Annotated in this window: 25 protein-coding genes; 10 read left to right on the top strand and 15 right to left on the bottom strand. The window is 73.1% G+C overall.

The genetic code is table 11. The features are described from left to right. Positions 1–8 precede the first annotated feature (8 nt). From FHX44_RS28460 to FHX44_RS28435, 6 genes are read right to left on the bottom strand one after another with little or no spacing between them, the layout of a single operon-like run. Positions 9–632, bottom strand: coding sequence for a VOC family protein (locus tag FHX44_RS28460; RefSeq protein WP_246170638.1), 624 nt, complete (start codon positions 630–632; stop codon positions 9–11). Beyond that, on the bottom strand, positions 629–1204 hold the full coding sequence (locus FHX44_RS28455; protein ID WP_147258603.1) for a UbiX family flavin prenyltransferase: 576 nt from the start codon (positions 1202–1204) through the stop codon (positions 629–631). Before FHX44_RS28455 ends, FHX44_RS28460 begins: the two co-directional genes overlap by 4 nt. After that, a complete protein-coding gene (locus FHX44_RS28450; protein WP_147258602.1) occupies positions 1201–2577 on the bottom strand; it encodes a UbiD family decarboxylase in 1377 nt (458 codons plus the stop codon). The genes FHX44_RS28455 and FHX44_RS28450 overlap by 4 nt, the downstream gene beginning before the upstream one ends. Then, the gene (locus tag FHX44_RS28445; RefSeq protein WP_212612683.1) at positions 2574–3962 is read right to left on the bottom strand and encodes a sodium:solute symporter family protein; all 1389 of its coding nucleotides are present in this window, start codon (positions 3960–3962) and stop codon (positions 2574–2576) included. The genes FHX44_RS28450 and FHX44_RS28445 overlap by 4 nt, the downstream gene beginning before the upstream one ends. Further along, positions 3959–4699, bottom strand: a complete 741-nt coding sequence (locus tag FHX44_RS28440) for an SDR family NAD(P)-dependent oxidoreductase (protein WP_147258601.1) — start codon at positions 4697–4699, stop codon at positions 3959–3961. Before FHX44_RS28440 ends, FHX44_RS28445 begins: the two co-directional genes overlap by 4 nt. Positions 4700–4717: 18 nt before the next feature. Then, positions 4718–6034: an MFS transporter gene (locus FHX44_RS28435; protein ID WP_246170637.1), complete on the bottom strand. Its 1317-nt coding sequence runs from the start codon at positions 6032–6034 to the stop codon at positions 4718–4720. A 194-nt stretch (positions 6035–6228) separates the two neighbouring features. Here FHX44_RS28435 and FHX44_RS28430 point away from each other — a divergent pair, with 194 nt between their 5' ends. Beyond that, complete coding sequence (locus FHX44_RS28430) at positions 6229–6591, top strand: PPOX class F420-dependent oxidoreductase (RefSeq protein ID WP_246170636.1); 363 nt, start codon at positions 6229–6231, stop codon at positions 6589–6591. A 44-nt stretch (positions 6592–6635) separates the two neighbouring features. Beyond that, complete coding sequence (locus FHX44_RS28425) at positions 6636–8201, top strand: HNH endonuclease signature motif containing protein (RefSeq protein WP_170309079.1); 1566 nt, start codon at positions 6636–6638, stop codon at positions 8199–8201. A gap of 233 nt (positions 8202–8434) precedes the next feature. Here the strand turns inward: FHX44_RS28425 and FHX44_RS28420 are convergent, their stop codons facing one another. After that, on the bottom strand, positions 8435–9322 hold the full coding sequence (locus FHX44_RS28420) for a helix-turn-helix transcriptional regulator (protein WP_147258598.1): 888 nt from the start codon (positions 9320–9322) through the stop codon (positions 8435–8437). Between the two features lie 102 nt (positions 9323–9424). Between FHX44_RS28420 and FHX44_RS28415 the strand changes: the two genes are divergently transcribed. The 3 genes from FHX44_RS28415 to FHX44_RS28405 are packed head-to-tail and all read left to right on the top strand — an operon-like array spanning position 9425 to position 12242. Beyond that, positions 9425–9943, top strand: coding sequence for a cyclophilin-like fold protein (locus FHX44_RS28415; protein ID WP_147258597.1), 519 nt, complete (start codon positions 9425–9427; stop codon positions 9941–9943). Positions 9944–9972: 29 nt separating this feature from the next. After that, positions 9973–10986 carry a zinc-dependent alcohol dehydrogenase family protein gene (locus tag FHX44_RS28410; protein ID WP_147258596.1) on the top strand — a complete coding sequence of 338 codons (1014 nt, stop codon included), beginning with the start codon at positions 9973–9975 and terminating at the stop codon, positions 10984–10986. After that, entirely contained in the window at positions 10983–12242 is a 1260-nt protein-coding gene (locus FHX44_RS28405) for a multidrug effflux MFS transporter (protein WP_212612682.1), read from the top strand. Before FHX44_RS28410 ends, FHX44_RS28405 begins: the two co-directional genes overlap by 4 nt. A 137-nt stretch (positions 12243–12379) precedes the next feature. On the opposite strand, the gene FHX44_RS28400 is transcribed toward FHX44_RS28405, so the two are convergent. After that, on the bottom strand, positions 12380–12979 hold the full coding sequence (locus FHX44_RS28400) for a TetR/AcrR family transcriptional regulator (protein ID WP_147258595.1): 600 nt from the start codon (positions 12977–12979) through the stop codon (positions 12380–12382). A 70-nt stretch (positions 12980–13049) separates the two neighbouring features. Here FHX44_RS28400 and FHX44_RS28395 point away from each other — a divergent pair, with 70 nt between their 5' ends. Beyond that, positions 13050–13877, top strand: a complete 828-nt coding sequence (locus FHX44_RS28395) for an alpha/beta hydrolase family protein (RefSeq protein ID WP_147258594.1) — start codon at positions 13050–13052, stop codon at positions 13875–13877. Then, a complete protein-coding gene (locus tag FHX44_RS28390; protein WP_147261533.1) occupies positions 13874–15004 on the top strand; it encodes a YbfB/YjiJ family MFS transporter in 1131 nt (376 codons plus the stop codon). The genes FHX44_RS28395 and FHX44_RS28390 overlap by 4 nt, the downstream gene beginning before the upstream one ends. On the opposite strand, the gene FHX44_RS28385 is transcribed toward FHX44_RS28390, so the two are convergent. The 6 genes from FHX44_RS28385 to FHX44_RS28360 all read right to left on the bottom strand — a co-directional run bounded on the left by FHX44_RS28385 (position 14967) and on the right by FHX44_RS28360 (position 22814). After that, positions 14967–15887, bottom strand: a complete 921-nt coding sequence (locus tag FHX44_RS28385) for a LysR family transcriptional regulator (RefSeq protein WP_147258593.1) — start codon at positions 15885–15887, stop codon at positions 14967–14969. The genes FHX44_RS28390 and FHX44_RS28385 overlap by 38 nt on opposite strands. Positions 15888–15897: 10 nt before the next feature. Continuing rightward, positions 15898–17133, bottom strand: coding sequence for a xanthine dehydrogenase family Fe-S subunit (locus tag FHX44_RS28380; RefSeq protein WP_147258592.1), 1236 nt, complete (start codon positions 17131–17133; stop codon positions 15898–15900). Further along, entirely contained in the window at positions 17130–18023 is an 894-nt protein-coding gene (locus FHX44_RS28375; RefSeq protein WP_147258591.1) for an FAD binding domain-containing protein, read from the bottom strand. Before FHX44_RS28375 ends, FHX44_RS28380 begins: the two co-directional genes overlap by 4 nt. A gap of 1 nt (position 18024) precedes the next feature. Next, the gene (locus FHX44_RS28370) at positions 18025–18804 is read right to left on the bottom strand and encodes an enoyl-CoA hydratase/isomerase family protein (RefSeq protein WP_147258590.1); all 780 of its coding nucleotides are present in this window, start codon (positions 18802–18804) and stop codon (positions 18025–18027) included. After that, positions 18785–21220, bottom strand: a complete 2436-nt coding sequence (locus FHX44_RS28365; protein WP_147258589.1) for a xanthine dehydrogenase family protein molybdopterin-binding subunit — start codon at positions 21218–21220, stop codon at positions 18785–18787. The genes FHX44_RS28370 and FHX44_RS28365 overlap by 20 nt, the downstream gene beginning before the upstream one ends. A 76-nt stretch (positions 21221–21296) precedes the next feature. Further along, positions 21297–22814 (bottom strand): class I adenylate-forming enzyme family protein, encoded by a 1518-nt coding sequence (locus tag FHX44_RS28360; RefSeq protein ID WP_147258588.1) that lies wholly within the window; start codon positions 22812–22814, stop codon positions 21297–21299. 124 nt (positions 22815–22938) lie between these two features. Between FHX44_RS28360 and FHX44_RS28355 the strand changes: the two genes are divergently transcribed. The 3 genes from FHX44_RS28355 to FHX44_RS28345 all read left to right on the top strand — a co-directional run bounded on the left by FHX44_RS28355 (position 22939) and on the right by FHX44_RS28345 (position 24478). Next, positions 22939–23517 (top strand): PadR family transcriptional regulator, encoded by a 579-nt coding sequence (locus tag FHX44_RS28355; protein ID WP_342793024.1) that lies wholly within the window; start codon positions 22939–22941, stop codon positions 23515–23517. A 119-nt stretch (positions 23518–23636) separates the two neighbouring features. Next, complete coding sequence (locus FHX44_RS28350; protein ID WP_147258587.1) at positions 23637–23879, top strand: hypothetical protein; 243 nt, start codon at positions 23637–23639, stop codon at positions 23877–23879. A gap of 143 nt (positions 23880–24022) precedes the next feature. Next, positions 24023–24478, top strand: coding sequence for a DoxX family protein (locus FHX44_RS28345; protein WP_170309078.1), 456 nt, complete (start codon positions 24023–24025; stop codon positions 24476–24478). Between the two features lie 69 nt (positions 24479–24547). Here FHX44_RS28345 and FHX44_RS28340 read toward each other — a convergent pair whose 3' ends face one another. Beyond that, a complete protein-coding gene (locus FHX44_RS28340; RefSeq protein ID WP_147258585.1) occupies positions 24548–25807 on the bottom strand; it encodes a DUF6777 domain-containing protein in 1260 nt (419 codons plus the stop codon). Between the last annotated feature and the right edge of the window lie 2 nt (positions 25808–25809).

Genomic DNA, 25809 nt, shown 5'->3' with positions numbered 1-25809 from the left:
CCTCCTGGTCAGCTGATCGTGATCGGGCCGCGCGGGGTGTCGAGCACCGCCTCCAGCGCCGGCGGCCCCGCCGTGACGTCGAGCGTGACGCCGAGCGCCGCCAGCGCTCGCTGCACGGCCGGCGGGTCCGGGTGGCGGCCGGCGAGCGCGACGAGCCGCAGCTCCGGCAGGCCTCCCGCCGTGGGGTGTTTCGCGTCCTGCCAGTCGATGAGCGCGGGCGCGAGCCCGTCGAAGCGGTCGCCCTGGTTGGGCGTCAGGCGCCACTCCAGGAGGTGCCCGTCGGGCGTGCGGCGCGAGAGCGGCACGATGTCCCCCGGGTCGTAGCCCTGCGCGCGGGCGTGCCGGACGGTCGCGTCGAGGTCGGTGGGCCGCACGACCCACGCCGCCAGCCGGGGCGCGGCCAGCCGGTCGATGCCGAAGACGTCCGGGAGGGGCGTCGCGGCCGGGTCGTCGGGGCCGATCAGCTCCAGGTAGGCCGCACCGCCGAGCCCGACGAGGTGGTTGCGGGTGCCGCGGCCGACGTGCTTGCCGCCCGGCGCGGGCGCGACCCCCGTCCGCGCGGTGAACCCGGCGACGAGCGCGTCGAGATCGGGGGCGGCGTACACGAGGTGGTCCAGCCGGGGCTCGATCACGGAACCACCGCCTCTCCCCAGCGTCGGACGACGCCGAGATCGAGGTCGAACAGATCGAGCACGCGTCCCACGGTGTGGTCCACCATCTCCTCCAGCGTCGCGGGGCGGGCGTAGAACGCGGGCACCGGCGGCGCGATCACTGCGCCGAGCTCGGTCAGCTCGGCCATGGTCCGCAGGTGGTTGCGGTGCAGGGGGGTCTCGCGGACCATCAGCACCAGCCTGCGGCGCTCCTTGAGCACGACGTCGGCCGCGCGGGCGAGCAGGCTCGTCGTCACCCCCGAGGCGATCTCGGACATCGACTTCACCGAGCACGGCGCCACCACCATCCCCAGCGTCCGGAACGAGCCGCTGGAGATCGCGGCGCCGAGGTCGGTGTTGGAGTAGCTGACGTCGGCGAGCGCGGTGAGGTCGGCGAGGGACATGTCGGTCTCGTAGGCGAGCGTCATCCGCGCCGACTTGGTGACGACGAGGTGGGTCTGCACCGGCGTGGGCCGCAGCAGCTCCAGCAGCCGCACGCCGTAGGTGATGCCGGACGCACCGGAGATCCCCACCACCAACCGGGGCGCGCTCATCGCAGCGCCTGCCAGTCGGCCGGCGCGGGCGCGGTCAGCGCGTCGACGTCGAGGTCCCGCTCGCCCGGCACCGCGATCCGTGTGAACTTCATGGGCGGCGCGTCCACCGGGACCGTGGCGTCGAGGCCCATCTTGGCGCCCACCCCGCCGTCGGTGGACGGGTCGAGCTTCGAGCCCTGGCTGCCCGCTACGACGACGAGGTCGCGGTCTGCCTGGAAGCGGGTGGCGACCGCCCACTCGACCTCGGTGGGGTCGTGCACGTCGACGTCGGTGTCGACGACCGTGACGTGCTTGATGTCGTAGTGCGTGGCGAGAGCACCCAGCACGACGTTCTTGGCCTCGCCCGGTGCCGGGCGATCCACCTGCACGTACAGGTGGTAGCGGCACGTTCCCCCGCGCGAGAGGTGCACGTCCCGCACGCACGGGAAGCTGCGGCGCAGCGCGGCGAGGAACGACGCCTCCCGCGGGATGCCGCCGAGCAGCAGGTGTTCCAGCCCGCCGCCGACGATCGTGTGGTAGATCGGCTCCTCCCGGTGGGTCAGCGCGTCGATCTCCACGACGTGCCGCTCGGCCCGCTCGCCGTAGTACTGCGGGAACTCGCCGAACGGGCCCTCGGGCTCGCGCACCTGTGCGAGCAGCCGCCCTTCCAGGACGATCTCGGCGTCGGCGGGCACGCGCACCTCGTTGGTGACGCACCGGGTGACGGGCAGCGGCTCGCCGCGCAGCGCGCCGGAGATGTCCAGCTCGTCGTGGTCGATCGGGACGATGGCCTGCGAGGCCATGAGCGTGAGCGGGTCCACCCCGATCACCACGGCGATCTCGAGGTCGGCCCCCGCCGACTCCTGCGCCTGGAAGAAGGCGAGCGTGTGCCGGGGCAGCAGCAGCGCGCCGAGCCGGTTCGGGCCGCTCACCTGGAGGCGGTGGATCGAGACGTTCTGCACGCCGGTGTCGGGCCGGCGCGCGACCAGCAGGCCTGCGGTGATGTAGGCGCCGTGGTCGTGCTCGTTGTGCGTGGGGATCGGCAGCATCGCGGTGAGGTCGACGTCCTTGTTCACCACCTGCTGGCAGGGCGCCTCGCCGACCTCGCGGCTGGGCACCGGCTCCAGGCACGCACCGCGGTAGCGCTCGACCAGCCGGTCCTGCGCCACTCCCACCGCCTCGGCCATCCACGCGCGGTCCGACAGCAGCCCCGACACGATCGGGACCGGGTGCCCGCCCGGACGCGGGAACAGCGTGGCGCTGCGCCCGTCGAGGCGGTTCGCGATGCCCGCGACGCCGAACCGCAGGTCCACCCCGGGCTCGGCCACCGCGAGGCGGCCGCGGGAGCGCAGGTGGTCGAGCCAGCCCCGCAGGCTCGCGCCGGGCGGTGTCATGTCGCCTCCACCGGGGCGGGACGGCGCCGGAACAGGTGCGCCACCGTCATGATCACGAGCGGGGTGGCGACGGCGATGTAGGCGTTGTCGACGCCGAACGGGTCGCCCACCAGGAACCACCCGGTCGTCGCCACGAGCGCGGCGAGGATGGACCACATGGCGGCCCGACTGCTGCCGTACCCGGGCTTGTAGAACATCAGGACGATCAGGACGGCGAGCGCCGCGCGCAGCGACTTGGCCAGGAACGTCACCGCGAGCACGTCCTTCGCGAGCAGCGCCAGGACGATCGGCAGGACGCCCGCCACGAAAGTCGCCACGCGGAGGAAGACGAGGTCCTTGCGGTCGTCACCATCCCGGTTGAAGTACGGCCGGTAGAAGTCCTTGAGCAGCAGGGTCGCCGAGCCGATGATCAGCGCGGCGATGCTGCCGAGGATCGCCCCGACCAGGCCGCACATGACGAGCCCGGTCAGCAGCGGATCGATGTCGACGGCGAGCGCGGGCAGCGCGTCGATCGAGTCGATGTCCGGGTAGAGCACCGCGCTCACCATCCCGACGACGGCGGCGAGGAGCCCGAACGGCACCAGCATCAGCGCCGCGTAGAAGCCCGCGCGCTGGGCGCGCTCCGGGTCGCGGACGGTGGTGACGGCCTGCACGACGTACTGCGTGGCGAAGATCGCGCCGACACCGGCGATCAGCCAGGCGAAGATCTGCGCCCACCCGACGCCGACCACGGAGAAGTTCGCAGCGGGGAGCGCGGCGCGCAGCTCGTCGATGCCGCCGACCCGCGACAGGCCGATCCCGGCGAGCACCGCCACAGCGGCCAGCTTCATGATCGCGTGGAGCAGGTTGGTGTAGACGACCGAGCGCATGCCGCCGACGACCACGTAGAGCGTGGCCAGCACCCCGACGAGGATCGTCGCCCAGACGTGGTCGATGCCGAGCAGGGTCGCCAGGATCGCCCCGCCGCTCGCGTAGATCGCGACGGCCACGATCAGCAGCGCGCACGTCATCGTCAGCGAGGTAGCCGTGCGCACGCCCTCGCCGTAGGTGCGGGCCAGCGCGCCGGAGATCGTGTTCTCGCCGAGCGCCTTGTACTTCTTCGCCACGAACACCGAGAACAGGACGAAGCCGATCGCCAGCGCGAGGACGTTCCAGGCTGCCGAGATACCCGTGGTGTACGCCTGCTGCGCCGTGCCGAGCGTCGCGGACGTCCCGATGAACTCCGACATCAGCAGGAACCCGATCAGCGCGGCCGGGAACACCCGCCCGCCGCTGGCGAACCCCTCCGAGGTGCGCGACGACCGGCGCACGACCACGCTGATCCCGGCGAGCACCGCCATGTAGAGCACGACGATGACCAGGACGATCCACAGCTGTTCCGTCACGTGAACACCACTCCCCCGTCGATGACCAGGGTCTGGCCGGTCATGAAGCCCGCGGCGTCGGAGGCGAGGAACAGCACCGCGCCGACCAGGTCCTCGGGCACCATCTCCCGGCCCAGCGCCCGCCCGCCGGCTGCAGCGGCGATGTAGTCGTCGCTGTTGAGCGTGCGGGTGGCCTCGTCGCTGACCAGGCCGGGCGCGACGGCGTTCACCGTGATGCCGTCGGCGCCGAGCTCGCGGGCCGCGGCGCGCGTGAGCCCTTCCACGGCGGCCTTGGAGGCCACGTAGTGGACGAAGCCGGGCACGCCCATCCGCGCGGTCGAGGAGGAGATGTTGACGATCCGCCCGCCGCCTGCCGCCCGCATCGCCGGCACGACCGCCTTGATGCCCTGCCACGTGCCCCGGACGTTGACCCTCAGCACCGTGTCCCAGTCGTTGGTCGACAGCTCCGTGAGAGGGCGTTTGGCGCCGAGCCGCTGGTAGATCGCGGCGTTGTTGACCAGCGCGTCGACGCGGCCTCGTGCCCGCGCCACCACGGCGGCCCAGTCGTCGTCGGAGGTCACGTCCGCGGCCACGAAGGCGCAGCCGGCCTTCTCGGCGAGCTCGGCGCCGGCCTCGGCCGCGGCGGGGACGTCCGCGGCGATCACGTTCGCGCCCGCAGCGGCGAAGGCGTGGACGTAGCGCTCGCCGATCCCGCCGGTCGCCCCGGTGACGACCACGGTCTTGCCCTCGAGCTGCATGCAGGTCTCCGTTCCTTCTCAGGCCGCGGTCACGACGGGCTCGCGTTCCAGGGCGCCCCGGGTCTCCCGGGAGAGCGCCGCGCCCGCGAGGAACAGCACCACGCAGGCCGCGAGGAAGATCGCGAGCCGGCCGGGGATGTCGGCGACGGTGGGGCTGGCGAGGCTCACGAACGTGGTCATGAGCCCGCCGATGGCGAACCCACCGTTCCACACGACGGCCGTCGCCGTGGCCCGCAGCCGCGTCGGGAACGCCTCGTTGAGGAAGATCGGCACGGCCGCGTAGGAGGCGTTGGCGCACACCGTGAGCAGCAGGCCGTAGCCGAGCAGTGGGCCGATGCCGTCCGGGCCGAACCCGGCCATGGCCAGCACGAGGACCGGCAGCGCCACGACGTTGAGCGCCCCGACCACGAGGAACACCGGCCTGCGGCCGAACCGCTCGGACAGGTGCCCGGCGAGCAGCGCGGCGGGCAGGATCGCGAGGCTCGTCCACACCAGTAGCTCCCCGCGCGGTCCCGGCGGCACCTCGTTCACGTTGCCGAGGAAGGTCGGCAGGTAGCCGGTGGTGAGGTAGTACTGGGCGCCCGCGCCGATCACGAGCGCGAGGCTGGTCAGCAGGGTGCGCCGGTGCTCGCGACCGAGCAGCTCACGGGCCCGTGCCGGCGGGGTGTCGGAGGTGCGCCACAGCGGCGACTCCTCCGTCGCCCGGAAGAGCAGCAGGCTGAGCAGGGACGCGACCAGCCCGCTGAAGAACATCACCCGCCAGCCCCATGCAGCGAACGCCTCGCCGGGGAAGGCCGCGGACACGGCCAGGAAGGTCAGCGAGGCGACGACGGACCCGATGGCGGCCCCACCGCCGCCCACCAGCCCCGACACCAGCCCGCGCCACCGCTGGGCCACGGTCTCGGTGCCGAGGGTGTGCGTCGAGGCGACCACCCCGCCGACCAGGAGGCCCTGCACCAGCCGCAGCACGATGAACACGGCCGGCGCGAGGACACCGATCGACTCGTACGTCGGCAGCAATCCCATCAACGCGGTGGCCACCCCGACCCCCACCACCGTGACGATCAGCGTGTGCCGCCGCCCGCGGCGGTCGGCGTACCGCCCGAACACCGCCCCGCCGAGCGGGCGCATCACCAGGCTCACCCCGAACGAGGCGAACGTGGCGGCGAGCGTCAGCGTCGGGCTCGAGGTCGGGAAGAACAGCGGCCCCACCGTGGAGGCGACGTACAGGAGGACGAAGAGGTCGAACAGATCGAAGCCGAACCCGACCACGGACGACAGGCCGGCCGCGATCATCTGCCGCCTGCTCGGGGCAGGTGCTGCGGTGTCGCCCACGTTGGCTCACCTCCACTGGAACGCGTCTCCGCGACAGTACGATCCGGACCGTCCGGAAGGTACGTCTGATCCGCAATGGGAGGCATAGCCGCCGGCGCGGAACGCGCCTGAAAACCGTCAGGGGGCCGCCGTAGCGTCACAGCCCTCACCCAGAAGGAGAAGCCCCCATGGCTCGACTCGGCGACAAGGCAAGCATGCTGTTCGACGGCGCGAATTTCGCCGTGCTGTCCACCCTCGAACCGAACGGCAAGCCGCATTCGACGGTCGTCTGGGTGAAGCGCGACGGTGACGACCTCCTGTTCGCATTACCCAGGAGCCGCCGCAAGACCGCCAACCTGTACCGCGACCCCCGAGCCGCCGTGGCGATCTTCGATCCGGCCAACCCGTACGAGAGTGTCCAGGTGCAGGGCACCGCATCCCTCGAGGACGACCCGGACGGCGAGCTGATCGACGAGCTGTCGCACAAGTACACGGGCGGGCCGTATCCCGGATTCGCCGGGCCGAACCCGGAATGGGTGACCGTGCGAATCAGCGCCGAGAAGGTCTTCGGCCCCTGACCATAGGGGCTTGCATTTCAGACGCCACTCCAATACTCGAACACATGTTCGAGCGCACGGTCGTCGAGATCGACCGGCCCGAGGGCTGGGTCGGCGAGGACGAGCTCGACGTGCTCGACCAACTGGAGCTCGACGAGCTGCTCGGCCCACCCGGGAGCCTGGAGCCGCAGCCGAGGGTGCACCTCGCGCCGGACGAGTGGCCGTGGGGCTTCGCGCTGCCGGGCGAGGAGTCCGCGGTCGGGCTAGACGCGGCCACCACCGAACCCGCCGCGCTGTCGGACGCCGGACTGATCGAGGCGATCGTCGGGTTCGAACGACTCGCCGGGTGGGCCCAGGCCCGGCAGGCGCGGCTGCTGGCCGAGTTCGCCCGCCGCCGCCCCGGCGACGACCCGACCATGGTGGCCACCGACAAGCCGTGCAGCATCGCTCGGTTCGCCCCCGACGAGGTCGGGTTGGCGTTGAAGCTGTCCCGGTTGACGGCCAAGGCGCGGTTGGGGCGGGCGGTGCAGCTGACCGAGGTGCTGCCCGAGACGCTGCACGCCTGGCAGCAGGGGGAGCTGGACGAGCGGCGGGTCAGCGCGGTGTGCGATGCCACCCACTACCTACCCGTGGAGAAGGCGCGGGCCGTGCAGCAGCGGGTGCTGGGCCGAGCGCCCGAGCAGACCCTCGCCCAGCTCAAGGCCGCGTTGAAACGCGCCGTGCTGCAGGCCGACCCCGACGGCTGCCGCGAGCGGCACCGGGCCGCCCGCCGTGACCGGCGGGTGGCGGTCGGGGACGAGCAGGAGGGCATGGCGTCGCTGTGGGCACTGCTGTCGGCCACCGACGCCCGCTCGTGCTTCCAGTGGTTGACCCGGCTCGCGCGGGGCTGCGGCACCGACGACCCGCGTGGCATGGACGCCCGCCGCGCCGACCTGATGGTCAGTCTGCTGACCGGCACGCTCACCTACGCCACCCCCGACTCCGAGGACACGGCTGGAGACGAGTGCCGTGCCCCTGAAACCGAGCCACCATTGCCGGTGAACCCCGGCAAGCCGCTGGTGCAGGTGCTGATGCCCTTCACCACCCTGCTCGGCCTCGACGAACAGGCCTGCGAGCTGGCCGGACACGGGCCGATCCCGGCCGAGCTGGCCCGCGAGATCGCCGCCGACGGCACCCTGAAACGCCTGGTCTACGACCCGCTCTCGGGCGCCCTGCTCGACCACGGCCGCACGACCTACCGGCCCCCGGCCGCACTGGCCGACTTCGTCCGCGCCCGGGACGTGCACTGTCGGGGACCCATCTGCGGTCGCCGTGCGCTGGACTCGGAGCTGGACCACATCGTCCCGTACCCGAAGGGCCCGACCAGCGAGCAGAACCTGGTGGGCGGCTGCGGGCACGACCACCACGCCAAACACGCCCCCGGCTGGCAGGTCCGCGCCCGCCCCGGGCGGCGGATCGAGTGGATCACGCCCACCGGGCACCGGTACTACAGCGACCCGCACGACTACCGACCCGACCACGGCCCGCCACCGGCGCCTCCACCCCCGTCACAGGAGCAGATGGCACTCGTCGATCCCTGGAACAGCCAGAAGGCCGTCCCACCCGACCCACTCGACCGTGCACCGTTTTGACGGCGGCGGCTCGCACGCCGATTCCGGTGCCGGCACCGCGCGGACGGCGCCAGGTCGCGCTCATACACAGGATCCCCGGTGGCGCTACCGATCGACGCGGGGCGCCGGCCCGATCGGGGCGCGTCGACGCAGTCGGGATGCGCGGGCCTCGCACCAGGAAGCGCAGGTGAGACCCCTTGTTCGCCCACGCACTCGCTGTCCGCTCACGCCACGCGCGGGCCGGTACAGCGGCACTATTCGGTCGGGAGTGCCTGTGCGCTGGGGTCCGACGTCCGTGAGGCGGCCCAGGAGGCGAGCAGGCGGAGTGCGTCTTCGGACGGCGAGCCCGGCTCGGCCGTGTAGAGGGTCATGGTGAGGTCGGGCTCGGCGCGCAGGTCCATGCTCTCGTAGGCGAGGGTGAGGTCGCCGACGACGTGGTGGTGGAAGCCTTTGACGCCGGTGCCGTGGGTGCGCACGTTGTGGGCTCCCCAGCGGCGGCGGAACTCGTCGCTGCGGGTGGACAGCTCCCCGACGAGGTCATGGAGGCCTTTGTCGTGCGGGTTCTTGCCGGCCGCGGTGCGCAGGTTCGCCACGCACATCGCGGCGGCCAGGTCCCAGTCGGGGTAGAAGCGGCGGGCCGCGGCGTCGAGGAAGGTGAACCGGGCGAAGTTCGGCGGGTGGGTCGGGTCGGAGTAGACGTCGCAGTACATGGCCCGGCCCAGGTGGTTGGCGGCGAGCAGGTCCAGCCGGTTGTTGCCGACGATCGCAGGAGCGGTGGTGATCGCGTCGAGCGACCACTGCAGGCTGGGCCGGACCGACCACTGCTGCGGGCGGCGGCGCGGACGCAGGATCGCGTTGCTGCCGTCGGCCTCGTGGGCGAGCCGCAGCAGGTGGGCGCGTTCGGCGTCGTCGAGCCGCAGAGCGCGGGCGATCGCGTCGAGAACGCCGGCCGAGACCCCGGCGAGCGAGCCGCGTTCGAGCTTCGCGTAGTACTCCACGCTCATCCCGGCCAGAGCGGCGACCTCGCTGCGCCGGAGCCCGGGCACGCGGCGCTGCCCGGCGGCGGGTAGCCCCGCCTGCTGCGGGGTGATCTTGGCGCGGCGTGAGGTGAGGAACTCGCGCACTTGCACACGGTTGTCCACGCCATCGACGGTACGACGCAGGCCGCGGACCTGGGATGTACTGACAGTGCACCCATCGCCAGTGACTTCCTCCCGGCCCGCCGCACGCGTGTGCTGGGCACCGTGAGCACGACCTGCACCCCGTGGACCGGACGCGCGGTCGGCGTGACCGCCGTCGCCGTCGCCGTCGCCGTTCTGGTCGGCTGCGCCACGGCCGGTGGCACCACCGACCCGGCCGCTGCCATCCCTGCACCCCCGGTGTCGGGCATGCAGGTGGTCTTGCGGGCCGGCGGGCACGCCGTCGGGGCGACTCTGGCCGACACACCCGCCGCCAGGGAACTCGCGGGAATGCTGCCGTTGACCGTGGAGCTGACCGACGCCTGGGGACAGGCGAAGACCGGGCGGCTCCCACACCCGGTCACCGCTGAAGGGGCCGCTCGGACCGTGCAGCCGGTCCCGGGTGGCATCTACTACTGGCCCGACACGGCGACGCTCGCCGTCTACTACGACGACATCGGCCAGAGCGTCCCGCCGCCCGGGCTGATCCACCTCGGCGCGGTCGCCACCGGCATGGACCGGATCACCGACGCCGGCAGCGACGTCACGGTCCGGATCGAGCGGTCCGCCGCCGCTCACCCCTGACCCCTACCGCCTTTCGAGGAGCTCTACCCATGCGTGTTGCCGTCATGACCGCTCCCGGCGAGGTCCGCGTCGAGGACCGGCCGGAACCGGAGATCATCGAGCCGACGGATGCCATCGTCCGGCTGGCCGCGACCTGCATCTGCGGGTCGGACCTGTGGCCCTACCGGGGCGTCGAGGCGGTCGACGCGCCGCGGCCGATGGGCCACGAGTACGCCGGGATCGTCGAAGTGGTCGGGTCCGCGGTCACCGCGGTGCGGCCCGGCCAGTTCGTGGTCGGCTCGTTCTTCGCCTCCGACAACACCTGCGAGATCTGCCGGGCCGGCTACCAGACCTCCTGCGTCCGGCGGGAGGCCGCCGCGCCGGGAGGAGCGCAGACCGAACGGATGCGGGTTCCGCTGGCCGAGGGCACCCTGGTCGCCACGCCCGGCATCCCTTCCGACGACCTCGTTCCGAGCCTGCTGGCCGCCTCGGACGTGCTCGGCACCGGCTGGTTCGGCGCCGTCGCCGCCGCGGCCGGCCCGGGCAAGACCGTCGCGGTGGTCGGGGACGGCGCCGTCGGGCTGCTCGGCGTGCTGGCCGCGCGCCGGCTCGGCGCCGAACGCGTCATCGCCATGAGCCGGCACGAGCCCCGCCAGAAGCTCGCCCTCGACTTCGGCGCCACCGACATCGTCACCGAGCGCGGCGTGGCCCGGATCAAGGACCTCACCGAGGGGCTCGGCGCGCACTCGGTGATCGAGGCCGTCGGCACCAAGGAGTCGATGATGCAGGCCATCCGCTCCACCCGCCCCGGCGGGCACGTCGGCTACGTCGGCGTCGCCCACGACGTGCATCTGCCCGGCGAGGAGCTGTTCTTCTCCCACGTGCACCTGCACGGCGGCCCCGCCCCCGTGCGCCGCTTGCTGCCCGAGCTGATCGACCTGATCTGGACGCGGCAGATCGCCCCGGGCACGGTCTTCGACCTCGAACTCCCGCTCGATCAGGCCGCCGAGGGCTACCGCGCCATGGACGAGCGCCGCGCCGTCAAGGTGCTGCTGCGCCCGTGAACCTCCGTGATCAGCCAGTCGGACGCGGGCTGGCGGTCGTGCTCGGCATGCTCACCGTCTTCGGGCCGATCTCGATGGACCTGTACCTGCCGGTGCTGCCCGCGCTCACCCTCGAGCTGGGGTCGGCGACGTCGACCGCGCAGCTGACCGTGACCGCGTGCCTGCTCGGGCTGGGCCTCGGGCAGCTCGTCGCCGGACCGCTGTCGGACCGCCTGGGTCGGCGCCGCCCGCTGCTGGCCGGCGTGGCCGCCTACGTCCTCACCTCTGCGCTGTGCGCGATCAGTCCCACCATCGAGACGCTCATCGTCGCCCGGTTCGTCCAGGGCCTCGCGGGCGCGGTGGGCATCGTCATCGCCCAAGCCGCCGGGCGCGACCTCTACACCGGCTCCCGGCTGGTGCGGTACTACGGCCGGCTCACCGTCCTCGCCGGCCTGGCGGCGATCATCGGCCCTGTCATCGGCGGGCAACTCGCGGCATTCACCGACTGGCGCGGGCTGTTCGTCCTGCTCGCCGCCGTCGGCGTCGCCATCCTCGTCGCCTCGGTCGTCGTCTTCCGCGAGACGCTGCCTCGCTCACGCCGGGTCACCGGGGGGCTGACGCACATGCCACACGATTTCCGGCGCCTGCTCTCCGACCGGATGTTCCTCGGCACCGTGCTGGTATCCGGCTTCACCAGCTCCGCCCTCTTCGCCTACCTCGCCGGAGCCACCTACGTCCTGCAGGGCGGCTATCGGCTCTCTCCGCAGGAGTACTCCTTCGCCTTCGGCCTGAACTCCCTCGGATTCATGGTCTTCGGATACCTCGGCGGGCGGCTCGCCGAACGCTGGTCACAGAAGGGCACCCTGGTGGCCGGGCTCGTCATGTGCGCGTTCGGGGCCGGCGGGCTGCTCGCCACCGCCGTCCTGCAGCTACCCCTGATCGCCATCGTGATCTCGCTGCTCACGATGGTCAGCGGCGTTGCCGTCACATCCTCGCCCGCCACGTCGCTCGCCATGACCGACCACCCGGATCTCGCCGGCACCGCCTCATCGCTCCTCGGGCTCGCCCGCTTCGCATTCGGCGGCCTGACCGCACCGCTGGTCGGCCTCGGCGGCGCCGATGACGCCGTCCCGCTCGGACTCGTCACGACCGTCGCCACCGCGCTAGCCCTGATCGCCTACGCCACGACCATCAGGCGCGCAGCGACCAGCACACCGCGGAGGCCGTCCGGCAGCACCGCCCACGACCTGCCGGGCCCCTCTGCACGGCTGTCGTGACGGCAACACAGCTCGACCGGATGATCGACTTGTTGCCGAACCGCCCGTGAAGCGGGGACGGCCGGCTGACGCGCCCATCCGCTGGCGTGCCCGTCGCCCGGTCGCATCGGCGACGGGGTGCATCGGCCGGAACGGGCCTACAACGCCGACGGGCTGTGGCACGCGGCAGCCAGCAGGATGAGGGCGGCGTCGCGCGCCTGCGCCGCCGCCTCGGGGGCGCCGTGGTGGGCGGCGACCACCGTGGCGCCCTCGACCAGCATCAGCAGCTGGCGGCCGAGGGTATCCGGGTGCGGGGCTCCGGCGCGGGCGGCGATCCCGGTGAGGAGATCAAGGTAGCGGTCCAGGTGCCGAGCGGTGAGGGCACGCACCGCCTCGTCGTGGTGCTGGGCCGCCGCGTTCACCATCGCGCAGCCGCGGAACGCCGACTCCCGGTACCACCGGCCCAGCGCGTCGAACACGGCGCCCAGCTGGCCGGCCGGGTCGTCACCGGCCGCCTCGACGGCGGCGGCCATCCAGGCGTGCACCCGCTCGCTCCGCGCCTCCAGCACGGCCTGCACGAGGCCGTCCTTCGCGCCGAAGTGCCGGTAGAGGGTCTCCTTGGACACGCCGAGCCGGGCGCAGAGCTCGGCGACGCCGACGCCGTCGAGCCCGCGCTCGTACAGCAGCGGCGTCGCCGCCTCCACGATGGCCGCCCGGGTGCGGGAGGGGTCGATCGTCGAACCCTTCGGAACCGGCATGCGAGAGATAGTACCGATCGGTTCGGCCACCTGTTAGCGTACCGATCGGTTCGATCTCAGGAGGTCACGAATGACGGACCCGCTCGCCACCGACCCGCCGTACGACCCGGCCTTCCCCGCCGGCACACCAGCGGTGACCTTCGACAGCGGCGGCGAGACGTTGCTGGGCGTGCTGCACGTGCCCGCTGGCCGCGGGCCGCACCCGGTCGTCGTGCTCCTGCACGGCTTTCCCGGCAACGAACGCAACTTCGACCTCGCCCAGGTGCTGCGCCGGGCCGGATACGCGGCACTCGTGTTCCACTACCGAGGCTCGTGGGGCGTGGGCGGCGCGTGGTCGTGGGGCCATGTGCTCGAGGACGCGGCCGCGGTCGTGGCCGCCCTCCGCGATCCCGGCCTGGCGGCCACCCACCGGCTGGATCCGCGACGATTGGTGCTGGTCGGCCACAGCCTCGGCGGCTACGCCGCGCTCATGACGGCGGCCGCGGATCCCGCGGTGACCGCGGTCGCCTCGGTGGCCGGGTTCGACCTCGGTGCCGTGGCCGCGCTCTGCCGTGCCGACCCGAGCGCGCGGGCGGGTTGGGTCGAGGCGTTCGCCGGCGAGCTCGGCCCGCTCCGGGGCACCAGCGGGGAGGCGCTCGTCGCCGAGATGGAGGCGGCGGGTGACGCGTGGCGGCTGGGCGGCCTCGCGGCGCCGCTGGCCGGCCGCCCCGTGCTCCTGATCGGCACGGGCCGCGATGCGGTCACCCCGCACGAGGTGCACCACGACCCCGTCGTCGAGGCGTACCGAGCCTCGGGCGTGCACCTGGAACACCACGTCTTCGCGACCGACCACGCCCTGTCGGACCACCGCGTGGCCCTGGCCCGCACGATCCTGGGCTTCCTGGGCACGTGCCGATGACGCAGGCGCTGCGGCTGGCCCTCGGCACCGCGTCGGCACTCGGGTTCGCGCGATTCGCATACGGCCTGCTGCTGCCGGCCATGCGCGACGACCTGGGCTGGAGCCTCGCCCAGGCCGGGGCGATGAACACCGCCAACGGGCTCGGCTACCTGCTCGGCGCGCTGCTGGCGGCCGTCGTCGTGCGCAGGCTGGGCACCGCGGCCGCGTTCCGCTGGGGCATGTCCCTCACCGCGGTAGCGCTCGCCGCCACCGCGCTGAGCAGCGACTTCGTGGTGCTGCTCGCGGCCAGGGCGGCCGCTGGGGTGACCGGCGCGGTCGTCTTCATCGCCGGCGGGGTGATCGCGGCGCGCATCGCGGCCCGCTCCTCGTCCGGCGCCCCACTCACGATCTTCTTCGCCGGGGCGGGGCTGGGCATCGCCGTCAGCGGGGCGTCCATCCCCGCACTGGGATCCGCATGGCGTACGGGGTGGATCGGCCTGGGCGTCGCCGCCGCCGTCGCGGCGCTGGTGAGCTGGACGGCGGCGCGCACGGACGGGGACCCGCCGTCCCGGGCCACCGGGCGCGCGCGGGTGCTCCCGCTGTGGCGGGTCGCCCTGCCCTACGTGCTGTTCGCGATCGGGTACATCACCTACATCACCTTCTTGTCCGCCTACCTCGCCGACCGCGCGGCCTCGGTCGCGCAGGTCACGCTCGTCTGGACGGTGATGGGGCTGGCCGTGATCGCCGCGCCCGCGCTGTGGAGCCGCGCGGTCGTCGGCTGGCCCGGCGGCACGGCGCTCGGCACGTTGCTGGCGATCCTCGCCGCGGGCGCGGCGCTCGCCCTCGTGTCCGCGGCGCTGCCGGTCGTCCTCGCGTCCGTGATCCTCTACGGGGCGACGTTCATGTGCGTGCCCGCCGCCGTCACCGCGCGGGTCAGGGACGGCACCCCACCGCAGGACTGGACGGCGACGATCGCCGCGTTCACCACGCTGTTCGCGGCCGGCCAGACCGCCGGTCCCTGGATCGCCGGCGTCGTCGCCGACCACACGTCGACCGGTGCCACGGTGGCGTGGACCGCGGTCCTGTGTGCCGCGGGGGCGGCGATCGCGGTCACCGCGCGCCGGCCGCACCCCGCGCCGCAGGCCTGAGTTCGCTCGCGCCGTCGCACGTGGCGAGCAGGCGGTCGAGGAAGGCGGCCACCGGCGGCGACTCCTGCGCGCTGCGCCGCCACACCACGCCCAGCTCCCGGCGGGCGTGCGGATCCGACACCGGCACGACGTGCTCGGCGCCGCGGGCCGCGAGGCGGGGCAGCAGGGCGACCCCGACCCCGCTGCGCACCATTCCGTGCACGATCGACAGCTGCCCGGTCTCGATCACGACGCGCGGGACGAAGCCGGCTTCCGCGCACAGCTGGTCGGTGAGCTCCCGCAGGCCGTAGCCGCTGCGCATGCAGACGAACCCCTCGTCGGCGAGCTCGCGCAGCGCGACGCCCGCCCGGCCGGCAAGGGGATGGCCGGGCGGCACGAGCGCCACGATCGGCTCGCGGACGAGGGTGCGGGCGCCGAGGCCGGCAAGGGTCACCGGCATGCGGGTGACCGCCACGTCGAGCTCGCCTGCCTGCACGAGCTGCTCGAAGTCGCGCGACACGTCGTTCTCGACCAGGTGCACCGTGACGCCCGGGTGCTCGGCGCGGAACTCGGCCAGCACCGCCGGCAGCAGGTGCGCGGCGACGCTCGGCAGCACGCCCACCGCCACCCTGCCCTGGCGGAGCCCGACGACGTCCGCGACCCGCTCGCGGCCCCGTTCCAGCTCCGCGAGCGCGCGTTCGGCGTGTTCGAGGAACGCCTTCCCGGCGGCGGTGAGCACCACCCGGCGGGCCAACCGCTCGAACAGCTTCGCCCCGACCTCCTGCTCCAGCTTGCGGATCTGGATCGACAGGGTCGGCTGGGCCAGGAACAGCGAGCTCGCGGCCGCGGTCATGCTGCCCTCCCTCGCCACGGCGACGAAGTAGCGCAGCTGGTGCAGCTCCATGGCCGGTGAGCTAACGCGACCGGCGGATCCGGCGCACGACGGCGCGCAGCCGCGCTGCGATCACCCCGGCGAGCAGGGCCAGCGCGCTGGTGGGCTTCACCGGGCCGGCAGGCGCCCGTCCGGTGCGCGCGTTCTCCTCGACGGCCCGGGCGAACTGCTCGAACATCCGCCTGCTCACGTCGCCGGCGAGCGCGCGGCCGAACTGCGCGATGCGCCCGGAGAGGAAGAGCGCCGCGTCGGCCTGCAGCACTGTGCCACCCGCTTCCGTGGGTTCGGCGCGCAGCCGGATGTCGGCCTGCGTGGTGCTCCCGCCCGTGTCGGCGCCCTGCGCGAGGACCCGCATCCGGCGCCCCTCGCGTTCGACCACGTGGGCCAGGCCGTCGAACGTCAGCTTCACCGGTCCGAGCGCGACCGTCGCGCGGCCCCGGTAGCGGTCGTCGCCCAGCACTTCGACGAGTTCGGCGCCGGGCAGGCAGGCCGCGAGCCGGTGGAAGTCGTCGAGTACCTCCCACGCCTTCTCCACGGGCACGCCGAGCTCGGTGCGCACCTCCACCGTGGCCGACGGCGCGCCGGAGGGCAGCCGCACCTCGACCGGCGCCGGGGGCCTCGCCTCCGGCACGGCGTCGCCCGCGCGGGCCGGTGCCGGGCCGCCGCGCCCGACGAGCGTGCGCGGCCGGCAGTTGCGCGGCGCCGGCACCCCGTCCGGGTGCTCCGCCGCGACGTCGGCCACGGCCGCGAGGATCCCGCGGTACCCGGTGCAGCGGCACAGCACGCCGGACATCTCGACGGGCAGGTCCTCCGGCTCGACCGAGGCGCATCCGGCGAGCAGGTCGTAGCTGCTCATGAGCATGCCGGGGGTGCAGAAGCCGCACTGCAGGCCGTGGTGCGCGGAGAAGGCCCGCTGCAGCGGGTGCTGGTCCTCCTGGCTGCCCAGGCCCTCCACGGTGACGATCTCCGCACCCTCGCACTGCACCGCGAACAGCAGGCAGGCACGCGCCGCCGCACCGTCCACGAGCACCGTGCACATGCCGCAGACGCCGTGCTCGCAGCCCAGGTGCGTGCCGGTGAGCCCGAGCTGCTCGCGCAGGGCGTCGGCGAGGTGGACGCGCGGCGGCACGCGCAGGGTGACCTCGGACCCGTTGACGGTCATGTCGATCTCGACCCGCTCGTGCGCCGCCACCTTGGTGGCTCGCGGCGCCGGTCGGGTTGCAGCATGGTGGGCCGGGGTGTGGGACGGTGCGCTCATCGCGTCGCCTCCTCCGCCGATGTGTGGGCTCGGCCGCGGGCCTTCGCCAGCTCCCGGGCGGCCAGTACGCCGAAGAGACGTCGCCGGTACCCGGTGGAGCCGTGCGCGTCCCCCGCGGTGTCGACGACCTCGGCCGCCAGCTCCGTCATCGCTTCCCGGAGGTCCCGCTCGCGCACCAGGTCGGTGACGTCCCGGGTGACCGGCCGGTCCGAGATCCCGAACCCGGTGAGCCGGGCCTGCGCCACCGCCCCGTCGCCGCCCACGCGGACCTTCGCGGCGACGCCGGCGAGGGCGAAGTCGCCGTGCCGCCGCGCGATCTCGGCGAACCCGAACCCCTCCCCAGGCCGGGCGGCCGGGAAGTCGACGGACACGACGACGTCCTCCGGGCCCGCGCCGGTGGTCATGGCACCGGCGAAGAAATCCCCCGCCGGCACGCGCCTGCGCCCCGCGGGCCCGGCGACCTCGATCGTCGCGTCGAGACACGCGGCGACGGCAGGCAGCTCGGCGGCCGGGTCGGCGTGCGCGAGGCTGCCGACCACCGTGCCGCGGCTGCGCAGCTCCCGGTGCCCGACGAACGGCATCGCCATCCCGATCAGCGGCACCGCGCGGGTCACGTCGGCCCGTTCGACGGTGCGCTGCCGCACGGCGGCACCGATCCGCAGGGCCCCGGCCCCCGTGCCGTCGATGGCCTCGAAGCCGTGCAGCTCCGCGACCGAGTTGATGTCGACGAGCGTGGCCGGCCGGCCCAGCCGCATCGCCAGCACCGGCACCAGCGACTGCCCGCCGGCGAGCACCTTCCCAGAAGGAACGTCGCCAGTGCCGCCTGCCAGCTCGGCGATCACGTCGTCGAGCGTGGCGGGGCGGACGTACGCGAACGGCGGGGCCTTCATGTCATCGACCCCTGAAGACCGGCTTGCGCTTCTCGCCGAACGCCTTGACGCCCTCGGCGAAGTCCTCGGTGGCCCGCAGCATCGCGTACGCCTTCCGCTCCAGCTCGATGCCGGTGTACAGCGGCCCGTCCAGGCCCTTGTCCAGCACCTCCTTGGCGGTGCGCTGCGCCGACGGCGAGAAGTCGGCCATCTTGGCCGCGAGCTCGTCGACAGCGCTGTGGAGGGCGTCGCGGTCGTCGTGCAGGCCGGCCACCAGGCCCCAGTCGAGCGCCTGCTGCGCCTGGATCCGGGTGGCGGTCAGGACGTGGAACTTCGCCCGCGAGAGCCCGATCAGCCGCCCCAGCCGCTGGGTGCCGCCGGAGCCGGGAATCATCCCGAGGTTCATCTCCGGCAGCGCGAACTGGCTGCGCGGCGTGGCCAGCCGGATGTCGCAGGACAGCACCAGCTCCAGGCCCACCCCGAAGCAGTAGCCGTCGACGGCCGCGATCACCGGCTTGGGGCTGCGGGCCGCCGCGGTGACGTTGTGGCCGAGATCGGTGAAGTCGATCGGGTCGACCTCCATGAACCCGGCGATGTCCCCGCCGGACGAGAAGTGCTCGCCGTCGGAGCAGACCACCACGACGCGCACGTCGTCGTCGCGGTCGATCTCGGCGAACCGCTCCGCCACGAGCCCCCGCATCTCCCAGGTGATCACCGTGTACGTGCCGTGGGAGAGGGTCAGGTAGGCGATCCGGCCGTCCGGGGAACGGTCGAGGCGGACCTCACCGCCGGTCAGTGCCATGGGACAACTCCTTCTGGTCGAGCAGCCGGTGCAGCACTTCGCCGTGCAGCGGCAGCCGGGTGATGGGGACGCCTGCCGGGCGCAGCGCGTCGGCGACGGCGTTGGCGAACGCCACCGGGAAGCTCATCGACGAGCCCTCCCCGCACCCCTTCGCGCCGAGCGGAGTGAGTGGCGACGGGGAGACGACGTGGTCGGTGCGCAGGTCGTAGCCGGTCTCGGCCGACGTCGGGCAGAGGTAGTCGAGGAACGTCGCCGACGTGGGCTGGCCGGACTCGGCGTAGGTGAACTCCTCGTACATCGCCCCGCCGAGCCCGTGGGTGAGGGCGCCGAGCACCTGCCCGTCGAGCAGCTGCTGATTGAGGACAGTGCCCGAGTCGTGCACCGACGAGACGCGGTCGAGCGTGATCTCGAGGGTGTCCGGGTGGATCCGCACCGCGACGACCTCGGCGACGAAGCCGTAGCACAGCGAGGAGTTGATGCGGTCGTCGCGCGTGGCCGCCTTCACGTCGGCGGGCGCGAACGCGGCCTCCTCGTACAGCCGGGCGGACGTACCGTCGGGCAGGGCGCCGGGATCCCAGTGCACCAGGCCCGCCGCGTGCCGGAACTGCACGCTGCGCGCCGGATCCGACCGGTGCCGGACGACCCCGTCGGCCAGCTCCAGCTCCTCGGGCGGCAGGTCGAGCATGACCCCGCCCGCAGCGCGGATGGTGGCGGCGATCCGGTCGGCGGCCTGCACGACCGCGCTGGTCACCAGCGGCGCGAACCGCGAGGAGTAGCTGCCGGAGGTGACCGTCCACGGCGTGGTGGCCGTGTCCATGTCGACGACGACGCGCACCTGCTCCGCAGGCAGCCCGAGGCGTTCCGCGGCCACCGCGCGGGCGACGGTGGCGTGCCCCTGGCCCTGCGGGACGCTGCCCAGCAACACCGTGACCAGGCCCTGCATGTCCACCGCGACCCGCACGTGCTCCGTGGAGCCGGACTTGTCCCGGCCCGGCCTGCGCTGCTCGCTCGGCGTGGCGAGGCCGACGTAGCCGATGTTGGTGCCGGACGGGTCCACGACCAGGCCCACGCCGACGCCGTAGAAGCCACCCGCCGCCCGCACCTCCGATTGGCGCGCCCGCAGCTCGGGCAGGTCCGCGTTCTTCATCGCGAGGTCGACGGCCGCGGCGTAGTCGCCCGAGTCGTACACACCGCCCGTCGGCGTCTCGTAGGGGAAGGAGCCGACGAGGTTGCGCCTGCGCACCTCGAACACGTCCTGCCCGGTGGCCTCGGCGACGGCGTCCATCAGGCGTTCGAGCCCGAAGTAGAGCTGCTGGCCGCCGAAGCCGCGGTTGAGCCCCACCGGCATCTGGTTGGTGACGACCGCCCGGGCCCTGATCTCCACCGCGCCGATCCGGTACGGGCCGGTGATGTTGCCGTAGCAGCGGTAGAGCGTGGACGGCTCGGGTGGACGCATGTAGGCGCCCACGTTGTCGACGAGGTCGGCCTTCAGCGCGGTGACGGTGCCGTCCGCGGCGACGGCGGCGGCGAAGCGCATCACCCGGTCGGCGCCCGCCGAGCTGGCGAGCAGGTGCTCGATGCGGTCCTCGCTCCACCGCACGGGGGTGCCCGCGTGCTTCGACGCGAGCGCCATGAGCACGACGTACGGGTAGATCCCGGCCTTGATCCCGAAGCTGCCGCCGATGTCGGCGGGGACGTGCAGCCGGATCCGCGACGTCGGCAGGCCCAGCGCCCCGGCCATGACCGGCACCATCGTGAAGGGCCCGTGGAAGTTGGCCCACGCCTCGACCGAGGGGCCGTCGGTGCCGTCGCGCCAGTCGGCGATCACGGAGTAGCACTCCATCGGCACCGACGAGTAGCGCGGGAAGTCGTACTCCCCCTCGACGACGTGGGCGGCGGTCGCGAACGCCTCGTCGACCGGGCCGAAGGAGAACGTCCGGTCGGTGGCGACGTTCGAGCCCGCGTCCTCGTGCAGCAGCGGGGCGTCCGACTCCAGCGCTCGGCGGGGGTGGACGACGGTGGGCAGCGGCTCGTAGTCGACCGCCACCAGCTCGGCGGCGTCCTCCGCGGTGTACCGGTCGGTGGCGACGACCACCGCGATCGGCTCGCCGACGAAGCGGACCTTGTCGGTGCCGGTCGGGTAGTAGGGCATCGCCGTTCCGGTGGAGAGCGGGAACGGGCGCAGGGCGGCACGCACCTCGTCCGGTCCGATCACGGCGGCGACGCCGGGGTGGGCCCGCGCCCGGGACAGGTCCACACCACGCAGCCGGGCGTGCGGCTGCGTGGAGCGCACGACGGCGGCGACGAGCGTGCCGGGCAGCGGGTCGAGGTCGTCCAGGAAGCGGCCCTGGCCGGTGACCAGCGGACCGTCCTCGATGCGAGCCGGGATCCAAGAACGTGTTCGAGAAGCCGGCATGTGGGCAGCAGATGTCGACGATCCCGCAGGTCCCGGCTGCCCTGGGCGGCCCGCTCCGCGCTTCTCGAACACATTCTCAGCCACGGGTGCTCTCCCCGAGCGGCTCGAACTCGCCCGCGACGAGCGTGCGGCGCAGCGTCTTGCCCACCCCGGAGCGCGGGATGGCGTGGACGGCGATCACGCGCTTGGGCCGTTTGAGCGAGGGCAGCACCTCCCGCGCGAACGCCATCGCCTTCTCGGCTGCGGCCACCGGATCCGCATTCCGTGCCGGCACGACGAACGCCGTGACCGCCTGGCCCCACCGCTCGTCGGGCAGCCCGACGACGCACACGTCGTCGACATCGGGGCAGCGCACGAGTGCCGCCTCGATCTCGTCGGGGTAGATGTTCTCCCCACCCGAGTTGATCATGTCGTCGACGCGGCCGGAGACCCACAGGTCACCGTCCTCGTCGGCGACGGCGAGGTCACCGGTGTAGTACCAGCCGTCGCGGATCGCCTTCGCGTCGGCATCGGGTCGCTGCCAGTACCCGGCGAACGCCTCCGGGCTGGCCAACGACGCGATCACCTGCCCCTGCTCCCCGGGCGCCACCAGCGCGTCGGGCGGGGTCCCCGGCTCGGGGGCGACGAGCCGAACGCGGGAGAAGATGCCGGCCCGGCCCGCGGAACCGGGCTTCGCCGCGACGTCCGGACCGATCGTGAAGGTGTAGATCTCGGTGCTGCCGAAGTGGTTCACGAACGCGCGGGGCGCGACCTCCTCGACGAGCCGCTCGGCGAGGGCGGGCGTCATCGCGGCCCCGGCGTAGGCGAGCCGGTCCAGCGAGCGGGCCTCGGAGAGCCGGCCGGTGCGCAGCAGCGACCAGAAGATCGTCGGCACCAGGTACAGCGAGGTCACGTTCTCGGTGCTGACGAGCTCGATCGACTCGTCCGCGTCGAACGCGGGCTGACCGACCCAGGCGCCGCCGACGACGATGCTGGTCAGCAGCGTGCGCAGCCCCATCGTGTGGAACATCGGCATGACGCCGAGCACCACCTCGCCCGCGCGTTGCTGTGTCTGCACGGCGTGCGCGACGGCGGCGCTGTGCTCGGCGCGGTGGGTGCGCGGCACGCCCTTGGGCCGCCCGGTCGTGCCGGAGGTGTAGAGCATCACGCTGACGTCGGTCTCGGCGGGGTGCGTGCCGAGGGCGTGGTCGGGCTCGCGCTCGGCGCCCGCGTCGATCTCCACGACCGTCCGCAGCGCCACCTCGCCTGCCGCCGCGGCGGCGCGGGCGGCGTTGGCCTCGTCGGTGACGATCAGCGCGGCGGCGGCGTCGGTGACGCAGTAGCGCAGCTCGTCGGGCGAGAAGCGGGTGGAGAGCGGCACCGAGACCGCGCCCAGCTTCTGCGCCGCCAGGTGGAGGCTCGCGAGCGGCTCGCCGCCGGTCAGGGCGAACGCGACGCGTGCGCCCGGCCGCACCCCCTCGGCCGCGAGCGCCCGCGCGAGCCGGTTGGTCCGCGCGTCCCACTCGCGGTAGCTCAGATGCCGCCCGTGCCCGCGCACCGCGGGTCGCTCGGGGAAGCGCTCGGCCGTCCAGCGCATGACCGTGCCCAGATCCATGCTGCCTCCCTCCACGATCTGTTTCAGACCGTACTGTCCGGACTTTCAAGCCGCAAGGGCGCGGACGGTCCGTCTCGGATGGTGCGGCGGTTATGATCGGCGGCCCGGCCGGGAGGAGTAAGCAGTGAGCGATGTGCGGCTGTCCGCGACGTCGTACGTCGTGCTCGGGATGATCGCGCTGCGCGGCCCGTCCACGCCGTACGAGCTCAAGCGCGCGGTGGGCCACTCCGTCGGCTACTTCTGGCACTTCCCGCACGCCCAGCTGTACTCGGAGCCGGATCGGCTGGCCGGCCTCGGCCTGCTGGAGCTCGCCGTCGAGGCGACCGGGCGGCGGCGAAAGACGTACTCGCTCACCGATGCCGGGCGCACCGCGTTGAAGGACTGGCTCTCCTCTCCCACGCACGAGCACTTCCAGATGCGCGACATCGCCGAGCTCAAGCTCTTCTTCAACGAGGCGGGTGACCCGGAGGACGACATCCCGGCGCTGGCCCGCGACCAGATCAAGCAGCACGAGGAGCGGATCGCGGTCTACGAGGGGATGGTCGAGCGCTTCGGCGACGACCCGCACGCCCAGCCGCGGATGATCACCCTCGAGCTCGGGCTCGAGATGGAGCACGCGGCCCTGCGGTTCTGGTCGGCCCTTGCCGACGGCGACCTCGACCGCCTCCGCGCGGCCCGGTCGGCGCGTCGGAACCGGGGGTGATTCAGGGTCGGATCGGGGGCGAACCCCATGGTCCGGCGCGGGTCGGGGCCGCAGAGTCTTCTGCCATGCGGTACTGCTCACCCGACCTCCCATCGCCAACCGAGCCACGCACCTTCGCGATGAGCGCCAACCAGCAGATCGATGCCGCGATCCAGCACCTGCTCAGCGCCTTGAACGCGGCCGCCGAGGACGCCGCCCGCGCCGGCGCCACCGACACCGGCGCGCGCAGTGCCGCCGCCGCGCTCCTCGACGCCGGCATCGCGGTGCACCAGGCGATCACTGCCGCCGGTCGCGCGCTCGCCGATCGCGAGCGGACCGTCGACGTGCCGGGTGTCCACATCCCCGCCCCGGTCGCCGCCTGATCCGCGCCGCCTGATCCGCGCCGCCTGATCCGCGCCGCCTGATCCGCGCCGCCTGATCCGCGGCACCGAACCGATGAGTTCTTGCCAGGTCGACGGTCATAAGCCCACATCGGCTACCACTCACGCTAGAAAGCGGAATGACTATGACGACCGTCAACGCCCCGGGTGTCCGGGTGGCTCGTGACCTCGTACTCCTCCTGGCCCGGATCGGCCTCGGCATCATCATGATCGCGCACGCCAAGCTCATGTGGGACTTCGGCGGCGGGAGCCTGGCCGGGGTCGGTGGGCTCTTCACGCAGTCCGGCGTGCCACTGCCCTCGATCACAGGGCCGGCGAACGTCCTCTTCGAGTTCGTCGGCGGCGTCGCGATGATCATCGGCCTCGGTGTACCGATCGTCGGCGTCCTGATGGCGCTGAACATGGTGGGTGCCTGGGTGCTGGTGCACACGGCCCCCCTGTTCTCCATGGATCACAACGGGCCGGAGCTGGTCATCACGCTCGCGCTGCTCAGCCTCGTCCTCGCCGTGATCGGCTCCGGCCGGTTCGGCGTCGACCACCTGATCATCGCCCGCCGGAGGGCCGGGGCCGCACGGGTCTGATGACACCGGCGTGGGCCGCGACCGACCCTGCTCCTTGATCGGGTCGATCACGCGCCCGTCGACTCCGCGTCACCCGTCTCCGCCCGTGTCGCCCTCGTCGGGCCCGCCGTCGCCCTCGTCGTCGCCCTCCTCGCGACCGCTGTCACCCTCCTCCGTCTCCCGCTCGTCCACCTCCGGCTCGGGGCTGTCCACGTCCGTCTGGTCGTCCGGCTCGGGCGTCACGGGTTCGTCCGGCTCCGGCCTCGCAGGTTCGTCAGGCTCGGGCGTCACCGGTTCGTCCGGCTCCGTCGTCGCAGGTTCGTCCGGCTCGGTCGTCGCAGGGCTCTCGGGCTCGGGGATCACCGATGTCTGCGGGTCGGGGATCTCGCTGCTCGCAGGAGCAGCTGATGTGGTGCCCGGAGTCGGAGTCGGAGTCGGCGCGCTCGAGGACTCGACGGGAGCGGCTGTCGACGATTCAGGAGGTCCGGGTATGGCGGAGCTCGTCGGGCCCACCGGATCCGGCGAACTCGGGGCGCTCGACGACCCGGGGTTCGGAGGCAGTTGGCCAGATCCGATCCCCCCGCCCTGGAGGCTCGAACGAAGCGTCAGGGCGAGGATGGGATCGACGGCGCTGTCCCTGTCTCCCGTCGTCGCCCGGGGCCGGTTGACGACCTTCGAGATCGCCCCGTCGGGCTCCCGCTCGACGATGACGAACTGCTGGATCACCGTCGAAGCCGTCGCGATCTGAGTTACCGACTGCGCGTCGAAGCCGTCCCATCGGACACCCACGTACCGGGGGTTCCGGCGCGATGCCGGCGTCTGGAGCGGATTCCCGCAGTAGCAGCGCACGCGGGGAAGCCCGACCGCGTCGACCAGGACGGCGGTGCCTGCCTGCAGAACGCTCTGGATCGGGGTCGCTGCGCCGCTGTCGAAGCCGTGGTTCGTCACTGCTGTATCGGTCTGCAGGCTGACCGGGGTCAGAGATGCGAAGTGCTCGTCGATCTGGGACGGCTCGATCATCAGGGCCGCCGCCCAGGCGGCGGCGTGATCCGGGTGCGTCCGCAGGAACGCCTGCATGGCGGCGACGTCGCAGGAGTTCGCCTCCACCCCACCGTAGAGACCGGGCGCGTCGCCGGACACCACGTGCCCGGCGGTGTGCAGTGGCCGCCGAGGTGTGGCAGCGGTTCCGGCCCGGGGGATGAACGCGGGGACCGCTCCGGGCGAGTTGGCGGCCTCCACCTGGACCGTCTCGCCGGTGTTGGTGCTCGCGATCCAGGTCACCGCGGAGGACGCCACGACGAGCACCACCGCGGTGACGAGCAGGGAGCCCACCCCCCGGTTGATCTTCATCG

The organism is Pseudonocardia hierapolitana (assembly GCF_007994075.1).
Taxonomy (GTDB): domain Bacteria; phylum Actinomycetota; class Actinomycetes; order Mycobacteriales; family Pseudonocardiaceae; genus Pseudonocardia; species Pseudonocardia hierapolitana.
The sequence above is the reverse complement of the archived record's forward strand: the minus strand, read 5'-3'. Positions and strand labels throughout refer to the sequence as shown.

Coding starts and splice junctions, on each gene's coding strand:
- FHX44_RS28455 (WP_147258603.1), bottom strand. CDS start 1,204: ATGAGCGCGCCCCGGTTGGTGGTGGGGATCTCCGGTGCGTCCGGCATC.
- FHX44_RS28450 (WP_147258602.1), bottom strand. CDS start 2,577: ATGACACCGCCCGGCGCGAGCCTGCGGGGCTGGCTCGACCACCTGCGC.
- FHX44_RS28440 (WP_147258601.1), bottom strand. CDS start 4,699: ATGCAGCTCGAGGGCAAGACCGTGGTCGTCACCGGGGCGACCGGCGGG.
- FHX44_RS28430 (WP_246170636.1), top strand. CDS start 6,229: ATGCTGTTCGACGGCGCGAATTTCGCCGTGCTGTCCACCCTCGAACCG.
- FHX44_RS28425 (WP_170309079.1), top strand. CDS start 6,636: ATGTTCGAGCGCACGGTCGTCGAGATCGACCGGCCCGAGGGCTGGGTC.
- FHX44_RS28410 (WP_147258596.1), top strand. CDS start 9,973: ATGCGTGTTGCCGTCATGACCGCTCCCGGCGAGGTCCGCGTCGAGGAC.
- FHX44_RS28400 (WP_147258595.1), bottom strand. CDS start 12,979: ATGCCGGTTCCGAAGGGTTCGACGATCGACCCCTCCCGCACCCGGGCG.
- FHX44_RS28395 (WP_147258594.1), top strand. CDS start 13,050: ATGACGGACCCGCTCGCCACCGACCCGCCGTACGACCCGGCCTTCCCC.
- FHX44_RS28390 (WP_147261533.1), top strand. CDS start 13,874: ATGACGCAGGCGCTGCGGCTGGCCCTCGGCACCGCGTCGGCACTCGGG.
- FHX44_RS28385 (WP_147258593.1), bottom strand. CDS start 15,887: ATGGAGCTGCACCAGCTGCGCTACTTCGTCGCCGTGGCGAGGGAGGGC.
- FHX44_RS28380 (WP_147258592.1), bottom strand. CDS start 17,133: ATGAGCGCACCGTCCCACACCCCGGCCCACCATGCTGCAACCCGACCG.
- FHX44_RS28375 (WP_147258591.1), bottom strand. CDS start 18,023: ATGAAGGCCCCGCCGTTCGCGTACGTCCGCCCCGCCACGCTCGACGAC.
- FHX44_RS28370 (WP_147258590.1), bottom strand. CDS start 18,804: ATGGCACTGACCGGCGGTGAGGTCCGCCTCGACCGTTCCCCGGACGGC.
- FHX44_RS28365 (WP_147258589.1), bottom strand. CDS start 21,220: ATGCCGGCTTCTCGAACACGTTCTTGGATCCCGGCTCGCATCGAGGAC.
- FHX44_RS28360 (WP_147258588.1), bottom strand. CDS start 22,814: ATGGATCTGGGCACGGTCATGCGCTGGACGGCCGAGCGCTTCCCCGAG.
- FHX44_RS28350 (WP_147258587.1), top strand. CDS start 23,637: ATGAGCGCCAACCAGCAGATCGATGCCGCGATCCAGCACCTGCTCAGC.
- FHX44_RS28345 (WP_170309078.1), top strand. CDS start 24,023: ATGACGACCGTCAACGCCCCGGGTGTCCGGGTGGCTCGTGACCTCGTA.
- FHX44_RS28340 (WP_147258585.1), bottom strand. CDS start 25,807: ATGAAGATCAACCGGGGGGTGGGCTCCCTGCTCGTCACCGCGGTGGTG.